The organism is Leuconostoc citreum (assembly GCF_004354555.1).
Lineage (GTDB): Bacteria > Bacillota > Bacilli > Lactobacillales > Lactobacillaceae > Leuconostoc > Leuconostoc citreum.
The window spans coordinates 326,945-342,186 of sequence record NZ_PUFH01000004.1 but is presented as its reverse complement, the minus strand read 5'-3'; the positions used below and the strand labels follow the sequence as shown (position 1 = coordinate 342,186).

At 40.1% G+C, this 15,242-nt stretch carries 12 protein-coding genes; all 12 read right to left on the bottom strand.

What is annotated here, in order from left to right:
* Positions 1 to 144 precede the first annotated feature (144 nt).
* The 12 genes from hisC to C5L21_RS03445 all read right to left on the bottom strand — a co-directional run bounded on the left by hisC (position 145) and on the right by C5L21_RS03445 (position 15,239).
* Positions 145 to 1,209, bottom strand: coding sequence for a histidinol-phosphate transaminase (gene hisC / locus C5L21_RS03500; protein ID WP_133286032.1), 1,065 nt, complete (start codon positions 1,207 to 1,209; stop codon positions 145 to 147).
* A 79-nt stretch (positions 1,210 to 1,288) separates the two neighbouring features.
* Positions 1,289 to 2,092: a Cof-type HAD-IIB family hydrolase gene (locus C5L21_RS03495; protein WP_133286031.1), complete on the bottom strand. Its 804-nt coding sequence runs from the start codon at positions 2,090 to 2,092 to the stop codon at positions 1,289 to 1,291.
* A 52-nt stretch (positions 2,093 to 2,144) separates the two neighbouring features.
* Positions 2,145 to 2,324 carry a hypothetical protein gene (locus tag C5L21_RS03490; protein WP_004903787.1) on the bottom strand — a complete coding sequence of 60 codons (180 nt, stop codon included), beginning with the start codon at positions 2,322 to 2,324 and terminating at the stop codon, positions 2,145 to 2,147.
* The gene (gene ffh / locus C5L21_RS03485) at positions 2,324 to 3,799 is read right to left on the bottom strand and encodes a signal recognition particle protein (RefSeq protein WP_004903790.1); all 1,476 of its coding nucleotides are present in this window, start codon (positions 3,797 to 3,799) and stop codon (positions 2,324 to 2,326) included. Before ffh ends, C5L21_RS03490 begins: the two co-directional genes overlap by 1 nt.
* Positions 3,800 to 3,869: 70 nt before the next feature.
* Positions 3,870 to 4,214, bottom strand: a complete 345-nt coding sequence (gene ylxM / locus C5L21_RS03480) for a YlxM family DNA-binding protein (RefSeq protein ID WP_004909011.1) — start codon at positions 4,212 to 4,214, stop codon at positions 3,870 to 3,872.
* Complete coding sequence (gene ftsY, locus C5L21_RS03475) at positions 4,211 to 5,491, bottom strand: signal recognition particle-docking protein FtsY (RefSeq protein WP_133286030.1); 1,281 nt, start codon at positions 5,489 to 5,491, stop codon at positions 4,211 to 4,213. Before ftsY ends, ylxM begins: the two co-directional genes overlap by 4 nt.
* A 5-nt stretch (positions 5,492 to 5,496) precedes the next feature.
* Positions 5,497 to 9,051, bottom strand: a complete 3,555-nt coding sequence (gene smc, locus C5L21_RS03470) for a chromosome segregation protein SMC (protein ID WP_133286029.1) — start codon at positions 9,049 to 9,051, stop codon at positions 5,497 to 5,499.
* 3 nt (positions 9,052 to 9,054) lie between these two features.
* Positions 9,055 to 9,756 (bottom strand): ribonuclease III, encoded by a 702-nt coding sequence (rnc, locus tag C5L21_RS03465; RefSeq protein ID WP_099044654.1) that lies wholly within the window; start codon positions 9,754 to 9,756, stop codon positions 9,055 to 9,057.
* Positions 9,757 to 9,841: 85 nt separating this feature from the next.
* Positions 9,842 to 11,209, bottom strand: a complete 1,368-nt coding sequence (glmM, locus tag C5L21_RS03460; protein ID WP_099044655.1) for a phosphoglucosamine mutase — start codon at positions 11,207 to 11,209, stop codon at positions 9,842 to 9,844.
* Positions 11,210 to 11,227: 18 nt separating this feature from the next.
* On the bottom strand, positions 11,228 to 12,280 hold the full coding sequence (locus C5L21_RS03455) for a CdaR family protein (protein ID WP_133286028.1): 1,053 nt from the start codon (positions 12,278 to 12,280) through the stop codon (positions 11,228 to 11,230).
* Positions 12,277 to 13,092 carry a diadenylate cyclase CdaA gene (gene cdaA, locus C5L21_RS03450; protein WP_004903559.1) on the bottom strand — a complete coding sequence of 272 codons (816 nt, stop codon included), beginning with the start codon at positions 13,090 to 13,092 and terminating at the stop codon, positions 12,277 to 12,279. Before cdaA ends, C5L21_RS03455 begins: the two co-directional genes overlap by 4 nt.
* Before the next feature lie 50 nt (positions 13,093 to 13,142).
* The gene (locus C5L21_RS03445; RefSeq protein ID WP_004904739.1) at positions 13,143 to 15,239 is read right to left on the bottom strand and encodes a Na+/H+ antiporter; all 2,097 of its coding nucleotides are present in this window, start codon (positions 15,237 to 15,239) and stop codon (positions 13,143 to 13,145) included.
* Positions 15,240 to 15,242 lie beyond the last annotated feature (3 nt).

Sequence of the window (15,242 nt, the reverse complement as noted above, 5' to 3'; positions counted from 1 at the left end):
CTAAACATTTTAAATAGCAAATACTTACTTGTAACTATTTTTTTAATAATGTCATATGAATTACATACAACAAAAAAAGGTAACATCATCCGCTGATAATGTTACCCTCCTTTGTTGAATCCTTCCCTTTTGGATAAAGATATCTTATTTTCTCAATAAAATGCGCTGCATCCCCTCATTATCAGACACAGTTCCTAATGCAATGCGAATCCATTCGGCATTTAGGCGGTCATTAATTTGATACCCTTCTGACAGAAGAGCCTCACCAACACGTTTCGCATCACCAACTTTAATCCAGAGAAAGTTGGTTTGTGATTGATAATACTTAAACTGGTGTTTCGTCAAAAATTGTTCAAATTTTTCACGTTCAGACTTCACCTTAGCAACAACTGATTGCAGATAAAGTTGATCACTAAGGGCAGCTACTGCACCTGTGATTTGATAGGTATTTAAATTATATGGTAAACGTACGGCCTGCATAACCTGATAAAGTGGTTCCTGCATGACGCCATAGCCGATTCTCAGGTTTGCCAGACCATAAGCTTTCGACAAGGTACGCAAAACGACTAGATTGGGATAATCCTTAACGTCTCGTATAACGGTAGCATCTATTTGATCTACGAAGTCATAATAGGCTTCATCAACAACTAAAACAACTGATTGTGGTAACTTCTGCAAGAAAGATAAAATATCTGATCTTGTCTCAAAAACACCTGTTGGGTTATTTGGATTAGCTAACCACACCATCGTGGTATGCTCGTCAACCGCATCAAACATTGCATCAAAATCAATATGCCCAGTATCTTGATTCACAGGAATACTTTTAGTTGTCGCTTGTTCAATTTGAGCGTGCATGGCATACTCACCAAACGTAGGATTAGGCACAATAACATTATCATTTGGCGTTAAGATAACTCGCGTCAACAACTCAATTAATTCGTCAGCCCCTGCCCCGAAAACAAGTGAGTCTGGGTTCACTTGCTCTAGCTTGGCAACTGCCTGTCTTAGTGCTGTGGCTTGTCCGTCAGGATAAAAGCCTAAAACATCATCTGATACATCTCTGATTGCTGGACCAACCTTTGGTGATGGGCCATATGGAGATTCGTTAGCCGATAGTCGTGCCACGTGACTGACACCATAAGTTGCTTTCACTTCTGCTACAGGTAATTCTGCTTCATACGCTGCCATATTTTTGATTGTTTCTTTCATATTAACACCACTCTCATTAAATGCTTATTTTTCTAATCAATCATAACATTTTAACCACAAAAAAACACGCATCAGCGTGTTAAATTTTTTCTAGTATGGTTCGCAATACACCATCATGATCATTATCAGCAACACTAATCGCAAAATCATGTTTAAATAATTCTTCGTCGGCATTGGTCATTGCAACAGGTTGACCCACATACTCCAACATTTCCAAATCATTGAGACCATCGCCAAAGGCCATAATCTCTTCCGGTGCTATCTCTAGTGTTTCTGCGATATAAGATAAGGCATTCGCCTTATTAACATCTGGGTTCACAATGTCAATTGCCCCATAACCAGAAGTCGTTACATGCACCTTGTTGCCTAACACAGCTTTTGCCTCACGCATAAACTCATATTCTAATTGTGGCAGCACCAGCGATATTTTTAAAATAGGTTCAGTAATTTCATCAACAGACTCAATAATGGTCAAGTTCTCAAAGTAAGTATGTGCCCAAGATAGATACTCATCATTAGGTTGTTTAACAATCATATATGCACGTCTTGCGGCTACGAATGATACCCCCAACTGCAAACTTTCAGTAAACTTATCTGCTAAGTTATCAATCACAGCTAACGCTTCATTAGGTACAGACCAGACGTGCTTTAATTCGCCATCTAAAATCACTTCTGCACCGTTATTAGCAATAAGCTGATATTGCCCTTTAAAATTTTTGAAATAGTCGTGCACTTTTTGAACATGATTTCCTGTGGCCACAATAAATTGGCCACCTTGCGCATGTAATTGATTGAGCACTTGTTGAAAAAGTGGTTCATTGAAGGTCTTGTCACTTTTTAAAAAAGTCGCATCAAGATCTGAAGCAATTAATTTGACTGACATATTTCTCCTTTATTCTATCCAGTACACTACCGTTGCAACATCAGCCCCCATATTAGTGTAACATCCACCATGATAAAAATCGAATTAGCCCAAAGATGACTAACGCTACAACAGCTGCCCAAAAAATTGATAATAAAATAGTTAAAATTGAGACGTGTGGCATGTTTAGCAAATTCGAGCCCAAGACCACCACAAATACAAATATTGGTAGCACAATTGCCAATTTATTCATCACTTTTTACCGCGCTTCTTTTTTGCTTTTTGTAAGCGTCGAGCTGCTTGTTTAATGGCAAAATTTTGAACCTTTTGACCAAAGTTGCCTTTTGGCATACCGCCACCCATGCCGCCCATCATGGCAGACATATCCATACCCGAGCCACCCATCATTTTATCAAGGCCCCCAAAATTACCATTGGTGGCTTGATTCATCATCTTACGCATTTGGTCAAATTGCTTAATCATGCGATTAACTTCCACAATTGGTCGGCCAGCACCGGCAGCCAAACGACGACGACGAGAAGGATTAATTAAGTCAGGATTTTCACGTTCGGCTGGTGTCATTGAACTAACAATGGCTTCAAGATGAGAAAATTGTTTAGCATCAATATTCACATTAGCTAAGGCTGGATTATTTGCCATTCCTGGAATCATCTTTAACAAATCTTCCATCGGACCCATTTTTTGTACTTGTTTAAGTTGCGCAACAAAATCATTGAAATCAAATGTATTTTGTCGCATCTTTTCTAGCTGTTTAGCTTGTGCTTCTTCATCAAAATCACGTTGTGCTTTTTCAATCAACGTCAGCACATCACCCATGCCTAAGATACGTGACGCCATTCTGTCAGGATAAAAAACATCCAAATCTGTTGGCTTTTCGCCCTGACCAATAAACTTGATTGGCTTGCCAGTGACATCACGTATGGATAATGCGGCACCACCGCGCGTGTCGCCATCTAACTTGGTCAAAACAACACCAGTTAAGTCCAAAGCAGCAGAGAAACCTTTAGCCGTTTCTGCCGCATTTTGTCCGGTCATAGCATCTACTGTCAATAAAATTTCGTCTGGTGACGCAATATCGGCAATATCTTTTAATTCTTGCATTAAGGTTTCATCAATTTGCAAGCGACCAGCCGTATCAATAAAGACATAATCATTTTTATTTTTATGGGCCTCAGCTAGGCCTTGTCGAACAATGTCACGTGGGTTAATGTCTGTTCCCAATTGGAAGACAGGAATACCTAAATCACGCCCCAAAATTTCTAATTGATCAATGGCAGCAGGGCGATAAACATCGGCCGCAATGAGTAATGGTCGCGCATGCTGTTCGTTTTTTAATTTGTAGGCTAACTTGGCTACCGTCGTTGTTTTTCCGGCACCTTGTAATCCAGCCATCATAATAACTGTCGGGATTTTAGGGGATTTGTTGAGTGGGACAGCTTCCTCACCCATCGTTGCCGTTAACTCATCATTGACAATTTTAACTACTTGTTGCGCTGGGTTCAAACCCTCTAAAATATCCGCACCACTCGCTTTCTCACGAACATTAGCTACGAACTTTTTGACAGTTTCATAATTGACATCGGCCTCCAATAAGGCCAACCGTATTTCGCGCATCGTTGCACGTAAATCTTCTTCACTAACACGACCACGACCGGTTAAGTTTTTCATTGCCTTGGACAGGCGTTCAGTTAAATTTTCAAAAGCCATAATATTTACTATACAACTCGTTAAAGAGTTGTGTATTTCCTCCTGATTTATTAGCGTATCACGCCACAAGTCAATCTTCTATTTCATGTGCCAACAATTGTGAAACCAATTGTTTCAACGTTTCATCGTCACGATAATGTAAATCAATATAGGCTTGTACTTGCTTTTCAATTGCCGATCTGGCTTCAAAATTCCGTTGTAAATGTAGGACATGTTCATATTTTACAAGCTGATCAATGCCACGCTTAATATTATCAGAGACGGCTTGTCGACTGACAAGCTCTGCTTCTGCAATTTCAACAATCGAGTAATCATCTTCAAAATAATAACGCAAATAATCCTGCTGTTTCGTTGTGAGTAACTCACCATAGAAACCAAATAACCCATTTATGCGATTTTTTTCTTCAAAATTCATTCAATCAAGTCCTTAAACAAGCTATAAATAAATTCCTCCGGTTTGAATACGCGCAAATCACTCGCTTTTTCACCAAAGCCAATCCATTTTACAGGCAAATGCATCTCGCTACGAATAGCAAACACAATACCACCCTTAGCAGTACCGTCCATCTTAGTCAGTACGATACCTGTCACATCTGATGAATCTTTGAAAAGCTTTGCTTGCTGCAACGCATTTTGTCCTGTTGTGGCATCTAAGACCAACAAAACCTCATGTGGGGCATCCGGAATTTCACGTTGTATAATGCGTTTCATTTTTTCTAACTCTTGCATCAAGTTGACATTGTTCTGCAAACGACCAGCTGTATCAACAAACAAAATGTCATAATGTTCATCCCGTGCCTTGGCAACAGCTTCAAACACTACCGAAGCTGGATCTGCTTTTTCTTTTCCAGCAACGACCGGTACCCCAGCACGTTCGCCCCATTCTTGTAGCTGTTTTGTTGCCCCCGCACGGAATGTGTCTGCAGCAGCAAGCAAGACCGATTTGCCTTGTTGCCGATATTTTGTAGCTAACTTCCCGATAGTTGTGGTTTTACCCACACCATTGACACCGACAAATAGAATAACTGTTGTCCCGTTCGCATTAAAGTGCATTGTTGCATCTTCATCAACGCCGTCAGCCTCATATAAATCAACCATTTTCTTAATGATGACATCACGTACGTCTTCTTTACGTTTAGCGTTTTCTAATTTAACCTCTTCACGTAATTCATCAGAAATTTTAATGGCCATATCAAAGCCTACATCGGCACCAACTAACGTTTCTTCAAGCTCTTCAAAAAAATCTTCGTCCACTGAACGGAAGTTAGCTAAAAACTTATTGAAACGAGCGGCAAAGCCTGTCCGCGTTTTTTCCAGACCCTTATTATAGACCTGCTGTTCTGACTCAATTTCTGTTTCTGTTTCTGTTTCTGTTTCTGTTTCTGTTTCTGTTTCTGTTTCTGTTTCTGTTTCTGTTTCTGTTTCTGTTTCTGTTTCTGTTTCTGTTTCTGTTTCTGTTTCTGTTTCTGTTTCTGTTTCTGTTTCTGTTTCTGTTTCTGTTTCTGTTTCTGGCGATTTTACTACCTGTGCCTCAGATTTGTCAAGTTCTGATTGTACATCATGTTGCTCTTCTAACAATTGATCCGATGTTTGATCTGAGAGCGATTCTGACGATACACGGCTAGCTTGTTGATTGCCTTCCTCTTCTTGATTATCAGTTTTTTTCTTACGGAAAATATCAAATAGTCCCATAGTTATTATCCCACGCTTTCTCTTGCTTTATCTAAATCGACCGCAATCATTTTGGAAATACCTGCTTCTTGCATGGTAACCCCATACAAAAGATTAGCTTTCATCATTGTGCCTTTACGATGTGTAATTACAATAAATTGTGTCTCTCCTGAGAAATGATATAAATATTGCGCAAAGCGGTCAACGTTTGCCTCATCTAAAGCTGCTTCTGCTTCATCTAATACCACGAAAGGTACCGGTCTAACTTGTAAAATAGCAAATAGAAGCGTAATAGCAGTTAAAGCTTTTTCACCACCAGAAAGTAAGCTCATTTGTTGGAACTTTTTACCAGGTGGTTGTGCAATAATATCGATGCCTGTTGTTAATAAATGTTTTGGATCTGTCAGTCGAATTTCTGCTCGGCCGCCACCAAACATTTTAGAAAATACTGCTGAAAAATGTGTCGCGATTTGGTCAAAGGTTGCTTTAAATCGCACTTGCACCTCTTCATCCATTTCATCAATGGTCTGTAACAGCGTATCGCTGGCTAACTGTAAATCATCTCGCTGTTGATTTAGAAAATCAAATCTAGTTTTAACTTCTTCATATTCAGTAATAGCGCCAATATTAACCGATCCAATCTCATCCAAACTTTTTTTGACTAACGTCAATTGTGAGGTGATTTCTGGTAGTTCATCAACTTGGTGTTGCCCTAAGACATCACTAATATCAACTAAATCGTATTGTGTCAATAATTGCCCTTTAATGTTGTCTAGTTGTGTTTCCAATCGTGCTAAGGCAGCAGCAGTCTGACTCTGAGCTGTAATGTGCACTCGTAAATTTGCTTGCTGAGCTTCGAATTGTTCTTCTAAACTCGTTGTGACATCTGTCAAACTATTAAACTGTTCAGTTTGCTTATCAAAATCATTTTCTGCTTGCACTAAACGCGCTGATATATTGGCCACTTTTGCATCATGATCATCGTTATCTTGCGCCATAACAAGCTGTTTTTTCATTGCGCTGTGTTGCGCTTGTAATGCCGCCAAACGATTTGTTACAGTGTCGTTTTGGTTAATGAGTTGTTCAAGCTGCTCATTTAAGCCATCAACGCGTGTCTTCATTGTAACATGTTGCGTCTGAACAAGCGTTTGTTGTGTTTGATCAACCTGTGATTGCTCTGACAAGTGTGCTAACGCTGTTTTCAATTCAGTAGCTTCTGACTCTAACGTTGCTTTTTGATTGGTTAAGCGTTGCAATGACTTTTCATCAGCAACTAATTTTTCTAAAAGATCAGCTTGTTGTGCCTTGATATCAGTCAATTCAAACTTTAGCGCATCAACTGTACGCTGTTGCTGTTTTAAGGCATCTTGCTGTCGCGTCAATTCATAATCTACTTGGTTCACTTGATTTTTTGCCGTTGCATATTTTGTTTCTGCAGCCTGACTAGCTTCTCTTAACGCGTTCAAACGCTTGCGTTCTTCTTGCAATGACTTTTCTTGTTTTTGTGATGCGGCTGTTAATTGCGCCACTTGTTGATTAAGATGATTTATTTCGGCTTGTCGGCTTAAAATAGTCGCCCCTTGTTTCTGATTCGCACCACCGGTCAAAGAACCACCAGTATTAATAATCTGGCCATCTAATGTCACAACACGAAAACGATGCTGCCCAGCCTTTGCAATGTGTGTTGCCGCATCGAGGTCCTTAGCAATAACTGTCTGTCCAAGCAAATTAGACTTGATTTGGCGCATATCTTTGGGCATTGTCACTAAGTCAGCTGCCACACCAATGAAACCGCTAATTGACTCAACATGATAAAGTCCCGATAACTGTCGAGGTTTCATGGTATCCATCGGCAAAATTGTCACACGACCAGCACGTTTTTTCGTCAAATAAGAAATAACTTGTTTAGCTGTATCAGTTGTATCAACAACCACTTGCTGTAAAGCGCCCCCTAATGCAGTCTCAATAGCCAAAGTGTAATCAACCGGTACTGTCAGCAATTCAGCAACAACACCCTGAATGCCTGGATAAGCCTGACGAATGTCTGGTTTCATTAATGCACGAACACCTTGATAAAAGCCAGCATATTCATCAAGTGCATTGCGTGCATCCAACTGGCTACGTACCTTATTTAAATCGCTCAACAATCGGTACCAGTTTTGTTCATCAGCCTGATATTTTGCTTCTGCAGTGTCAATTTGTTGTTGCCAATTGGCGAGTGCTTTCTGCAAATCATTTAATACTTGACTCGTCTGTTGTTCCGAATCACTGCTAGGTAAATCAGCTGACAATGTGTGCAAAGCAGCCGTTTCACTTTCTAATTGATTAGTCAATTTAGCCAAGCGCGCGGTTAAGTTGCTTTTGGCTTTTTCTTCAGTCTGCAATGTATTATGAACAGTTGCTATATCTTGCATTACTTCAATATAATTATGTCGATTCTGTTCTAATTTTTGCTGCGTGTCTTTTTGTTGCGCTAACTGGTGGTGCCGGTCAAATTTTTTGAGTTGCGTTTTTAATTCATCTGCAGCGACTGTCAGTTTTTGCTTTTCTATTATCAGGCTGTCTTTTTTCTTCGTTAAATCATCTTGTTCTGATTGTAACTGTGTTATCTGTTGTGCCTGAATTGTTAGACTATCGTTCAGTGACTTGATTTGTTGCGCACTTAAATTGCTCGCACCAATTAAACGTTCTCGTACTTGCGTGTCATGTAAGATATTTTGTTGTAGTTTATCACGTAATAATTGTGCACTGATACGTTCTTGACGTTTATCGGCCAAGGCTTTATTTAGCACATCTAGTTTAGTTTTATCTTGATTGACAAGCCCGTCGTTGGATTCAGCACGTCGCGTGGCTTCAATAATTTTCAGCTCTAAGTCATGATGTGTCAGGGCGAGTTGTAAACGATTAAGTGCTTCGAAGCGTTCTTTCTGTGCTAGATAATCAGTTGCCTGTGCTGATTGTTCTGCGAGTGGGTCTATCCGCCCTTGAATTTCATGTATGATATCTGCAACACGTGCTAAATTGTCCCGCGTTTGTGTGAGTTCCTTTTGTGCCCGATCCTTATTTTGCTTATATTTATGAACACCAGCCACTTCTTCAATAATGGCACGCCGATTTTCTGGCTTTGCATTGAATATGCTTTCAACCCGACCCTGAGAAATAATAGAAAAGCTCTCACGGCCCAAACCGGTATCAATGAACAAATCGTGAACATCTCTCAAGCGACTTTCAACACCGTTAATTTGATATGAACTGTCTCCAGAACGATAAAGTTTACGTGTAATTCTAATTTCACTAAAATCAGAATTAACATAATGATCTGTGTTATCAAAAGTCATTGAGACTTCGGCCCGATTTAACGCGCCCCGCATGTTTGTCCCGCCAAAAATCACATCGGTCATCTTAGTGCCCCGTAAATCTTTAGCGCTTTGCTCGCCCATTACCCAACGCATCGCTTCAATAATATTTGACTTACCAGAACCATTGGGGCCAACAATACCTGTCATACCCGGCATAAATTCAATAATTGTTTTATCAGCAAAAGACTTAAAGCCACTGATTTCGAGTGATTTAAGTTTCATAACTTATTTTTCTTCCAATAATTTTAGTGCCGCTCGCGCTGCCGCTTTTTCGGCGTCTTTAATCGACTTACCTGTTCCACGTGCTAATTCGTGATCATCTACAGAAACACTTGCCTCGAATAATTGTGCGTTATGATACAATTGCTGTTCATTTTCAGTCCGATAATCAATATCAACAGCGCCGTTTTTTTGTAGTTTCTCTTGTAAACGGCTTTTAAAATCAATAAAGCGATCAAAAAAATCCGTATCTACAGCCGCAAACAATGTCTGATCCAAAAACTTTCTGACTGCCTCGAATCCTTGATCTAAGTACAAGGCCCCAATAAAAGCTTCCCAAATGTCTTCTAATAAGGAATCACGATCACGTGCACCCGACATTTCTTCTCCCTTACCTAAACGAATACCCTCATTTAAGTGGGCTACCCTGGAAAAATGAGCAAAAGAGCGTGTTTGAACCATGGCAATACGCATTTCCGTTAATTGCCCTTCATGCCAATTAGGATAGCGCTTGAAAAGATACTCTGCCACAGAAACCTGCATGACTGAATCGCCTAAAAACTCTAGTCTTTGATAATCACGTCCTGGTTCATCAGGATGTTCATTCAGATAGTTACGTTGTGTTAGTGCTTCGAGCAACAATGTCTCATTATTAAATTGAATGTTGAACTCTGATAATAAATATTGTTTAAAACTGTCTTGTGACACGGTTTTTTCCTTTGAAAATATAGTTTTACACTTTATTATATCAAAAAAAGCACCTCGTTTTTAATAAACTTGGCACTTCCTTACTTTATGATACATTTCCTTGATCTCTTACAACCGCTGCAATAGCTTCAACATATTTCTCAACTAGTTCAGTTGTTGGTGCTTCCGCCATAACACGTAGTAACGATTCTGTGCCAGACGGGCGAACTAGCACGCGACCATCGCCAGCCATTTCAGCTTCTACTTCAGCAATTTTTGCGAGGACAGCTGGATTTTTTTGTATAGCAACTTTATCAGCAACTGCGATATTAACTAATTTTTGTGGGTAAACTTGGACATCAGCAGCTAATTCAGACAATTTTTGGCCAGTTTCTTTCATAACATACAATAATTGTAATGCTGTCAGCAGACCATCACCAGTAGTTGCCCAATCTCTAAAAATAATATGACCAGATTGTTCGCCGCCTAAATTGTATCCAGACTTAATCATTTCAGCCATAACATAACGGTCACCAACTGCTGTTTTCACACTCGTCATGTCATGAGCCGCTAATGCCTTATAAAAGCCGATATTACTCATAACAGTTGATACCACAGTACTATGCTTTAATCGGCCTTGTTCATTCATGAATTTGCCAGTGATATACATGATTTTATCGCCATCGACAATGTCGCCATTTTCATCTACAGCAATTAAACGATCACCATCACCATCAAACGCTAAGCCAGCTTGCACTTCACTAGATTTTACTAAGTCGGCCAGTGCTTCTGGATGTGTTGATCCCACACCATCATTAATGTTAAGCCCATTAGGTTCAGTGCCCATAGTCACAAAATCCGCATTTAAATCTGCAAACAATCTTGGCAGTAAGTCGCTTGTTGCGCCATTAGCACCATCTAAAGCAACTTGCATACCAGATAAATCCGTTGGAATGGTTTTCTGCAAAAAACTCATGTACTTCAAAGCACCTTCAGGATAATTACTAGCAACACCTAAACCATTAGCACTTGGTCGTGGCAAAGAGTCTTCTGGTGAATCCAATAATTGTTCAATTTCATATTCCAATTCGTCGGATAACTTGAATCCATCCTTACCAAAAAATTTAATGCCATTATCAGCAGCAGGATTATGCGAAGCAGTGATTTGTACCCCCGCATCTGCTTCCAAATTCTGAACTAAGAAAGCAACAGCAGGTGTTGTGATAACCCCTAACCGCAACACGTCAATACCAACTGATAAGAACCCGGCAATCATGGCTTGTTGCAACATATCACCAGAAATACGTGTATCTCGACCCACAATAACAACCGGCTTTTTATCTGATTCAGCGTGGCGTGTTAAAATTGCCCCACCAGTTCGTCCTAAGCGGAATGCCAATTCCGGTGTTAATGTTTCGTTAGCTATGCCACGTACACCATCTGTTCCAAAATATTTTAACTTAATTTCTGACATCTTCTTGTCCTATTTTCTTTACTTACTGCTTGAATTTGCACTGCTACTGCTACTGCTATTACTGCTGCTTGATGAACTAGTAGACTCTTTGGCGGACGAACCACCGTTATTCGTATTGCTACCATTATGCGTCACGTTAGCAGTAACCGTCGGTGAATCATAGCGAACAATGCCGTCAATGCTTGGTAAATTGATTTTGACAGTACCTTGATTTTGAATATTCGCCACATCAACTGGCACACTAATGCTATTCATAGCATTAAGTATATCAGAAGAGCCGAATGCCGTCACATTTTTAGGATCAAAGGTCACTTGATACTGACTCGCATCCCCATTCTTTATCGTTGCGTTTAACTGTAGTTTTTTTGAGTCTTCTGGTGCAATGTTGACGGTCACATTGACCACACGCTGGCTAAATCCAACCTCTACTTCGTTACCATTTTTGTCAAGGGCAACAAGCCGTGTACTTTGCGTCACAGTGTCTTTGACGCCATTTTGCAATGGTACCCGAGCTATCACTGTCGCAACTGACTCGACATTAGTCTTAGGGCCACTAATAGTCACTCGCTTAGGATCAACACTTGTATCGCTAACCGTATAGCCTTTTGCAATAGCATTTTTATCATAAGTCACATTGACAGGTAATGTTGTCGTAGTACGTTTAGCAATAGTGACCGTTATCTTCTGAGGATCAACGGTTGAGGTCAATGATGAATTCACACCGCGCAATGCGATTGTAACGGTATGCTTTCCTGGGGCTAAGCCTCTTAAATCAGCACTAGCCTGTATATCATTACGACTTTGTGCTGCCGAAATTAGAGCGCCTGCCCCCTCAATAGATACTTGTACAGTTGTTGGCGCGCCAATTGCAACATAACGGTCACTATCAAACTGCAAATTCAATGGAATTTTTAGCGTTGCTTTTTTCTCAGGAATTAATGTTGAAAAATTATCGGCTCCCCTTGAATTAGCTACTCCTGACTTTGTACTGATAACATAGGCAAACAATAGTAATGCAATAAGTAAAGAAATCACGAGATTTACAATTTTTGATTGTCCAATCTTTTTCACTGTGCACGTCCCCCTCTTTGCCACCAATGACGATTCCTAACAGGTGCGGTACGTTCAGCTAAGAATTGCTTTTCAAAAAAGTTCATATAACTTTCCTGATCCATATGCCGTAATAAGTCACCATTTTGTGTAATCGAAATTTCGCCAGTCTCTTCAGACACAACAACAGTGATAGCATCACTGGCCTCGGATATACCTACAGCTGCACGATGTCGCGTACCAAGTTCTTTTGGAATACGTGTACTTTCAGATAATGGTAAATAAGCTGAAGCGACTGCCACACGCGCTTTACTGATAATAACAGCCCCATCATGCAAGGGTGTATTAGGAATAAACGTATTAATCAATAATTGCCCCGTCACATAGGCATCTAACTTAATGCCTGTCTTAATGTACTCGTCAAGTTGTGCATCTCTTTGAATCGTAATTAAAGCCCCAATACGACGTTTTGACATATATTGTAATGCGACATCTAAGCTTTTGATAAGCTGGTGCTCAAACGTATTATCAATATGTGCACGTCTGAGCGTCAATCGTCGTCCTAATGTTTCAAGGCCACGGCGAATTTCTTGTTGGAAAATGACTACCAAAGCAATTGGCGCCCAAGTAATGAGTTGATCCATTACCCAAGATACTGTTCCTAGACCCAAATACCAACTAATGACTTTAATTAAGATAACTGCGCCTACGCCAAGCAAAATTTGCAAAGCACGTGTGCCCTCAACAAATTGAATAATCTTATAAAGTAAAAACCAAATGATAGCAATATCAACAGCATGCATCATATTACTGATTGTTAAGTATGGTAACATATAAATTCCTTTTCCTAATTTATGAACAAGTCTTATGGTATATTAAGCACCTATGATTCATTTTTACCAGCTAATGCAGCGGTTTCCGCAAAATTAATAAATTGCCTGATGTTAATGCCTGCTTGTCGCGTAATTCTACCTTGTTCATAAAGATTTTGAATTGTCTCACGCTGAACATTAAGCGCTTTTAATTCCAACTCCATGCGTAGCTTTTCATCGATTTCGCGTTGTTGTGGTGTATCAAGATGCTTATCATGTTCAATCCGATAACGGTAAGCGACAATTAGATTATATGCATTTTGCCGTTCAATACGATGAGACACCGTATCACCATTATAACGCGTCATATGCTCTGATAATTTTTTTATCGCTGCTTTAGAGGTTTCTCGAATTGCTAACGAGGTTTCTTTTTTTACCTTATCAGTTGTTTCATCAGAGAACCATATCCGGATACTACGTAGTCCACGCCTGATGAGTTCCCATGCCCATTGCGTTGACATTCTGTATGTCTTATCAGTAGCAATCAAATTTTCCAAGCGCTCTAAACGTCGTGATTGAGATGAAAATGTTAACGGCGATATTTCCTCATTAACTAAAAGCTGTTGCAGGCGATCACGTTGTGCATCGAGTGCAACACGGCGCAGCTCTGAATCATCACTTAGTGGCTTTTTAGTTTGTGCCATTGGCATTTGGCGACGGATTTGTGTAATCGTGCCCTGCTTACGTGTCACCAATTCGTAAACTATCGCACGATTATCATCTCGCTGGGATTCACGTAACGTCTGAATACCAATCTGCATCGCAAAAATACGTGCTTGTGCTTCAGATAAATCTGCTTTGTGCGCCTCACTGGTGCTATCTACTTCTGCATCTAACATTTCTGGTTGCGTAAAATCATGGGCTGACCGTTCCTTGGTCACAAATGGCAACATTATGGTAGCAACCAATAAACTCACAATAACAACAACTGCCGCCACAAATACGAGAAGATTACGTTGTGGAAATTCTGAACCATCGGCTACAACCGTTGGAATGGTCATAACAGCGGCCATGGTTACTGCCCCACGTACACCAGATAAACCAAGTGTTAACGACGTTTTCATATCTGGCTTATGTTCGCCATTTTTAATGTACAACATCACTTGATTACCATAAGCCCAAAGTGTTCGAATAACAAAAATAATTACCCAAACGGCAATGCCGTAAAAAATGGCACGTCCGGTATGTATTTGCGAACTTTTAATCACAACATCAATCGCTTGCGGTAATTCGATGCCTAATAATACAAAAATAACGCCATTCAGTAAATAAACAAATATTTCCCAAGTGCGCACTGCTGTCACCGAAATTTCAGGGTTACGCGCATCAATCTGTTGATCACTCAAAATTTTGGTAATGATTCCCCCAGCCACCACGGCAATCACACCTGATGAGTGAAAAATATCTTCAGCCGCCCAATAAATCAAGAATGGCGATAACAACATAATAACGGTATGAAAGACCACATCTGTTAAGCCCACACGATCAAAAGTATCTCGTAACAGACTAACAATGTTTCCCAAAACCAAACCAACGATTAGGCCAATAATTGTCATCCAAAAAAAATTACCTATGGCATCTGTTAGTAAGAATGTCCCCGCAACGGTTGCCTTAATTGCCGTATTAAAACTAACCAAGCCACTAGCGTCATTAATCAAACTTTCTCCAGACACAATGTGCATCACATTTGCAGGCAGTTTAACACGTTTTGCAATTGCCTGTACGGCAACAGGATCAGTGGGTGACACAACAGCTGCAAGTGCTAAAGCGACTGATTTTGGAAATTGTGGTATTAACAAATGTATCAAGAACCCACCAACCAGCGTGGTTAATAGTACCAGTAGAATGGCATTCCCTAAAATTGGACCACGTAACTCCCACAGCTCTCGTTTAGGAAAGCGCCAAGCATCATTGTACAGAAGTGGAGCAACAAATAAAAGCATGAACCAGTGTGCGTCAACCGCAATAAAAACACCAAATACCCAAGCCAATATCAGACCAATCGCAATTTGAAAAAGACTGACAGGCACGTCTGGTACAAAATGAGAAATCACGTTTGAAACGGTCACTGAGACAATTAGAATAACAATGAGTTCAAGTATGGCCATAGC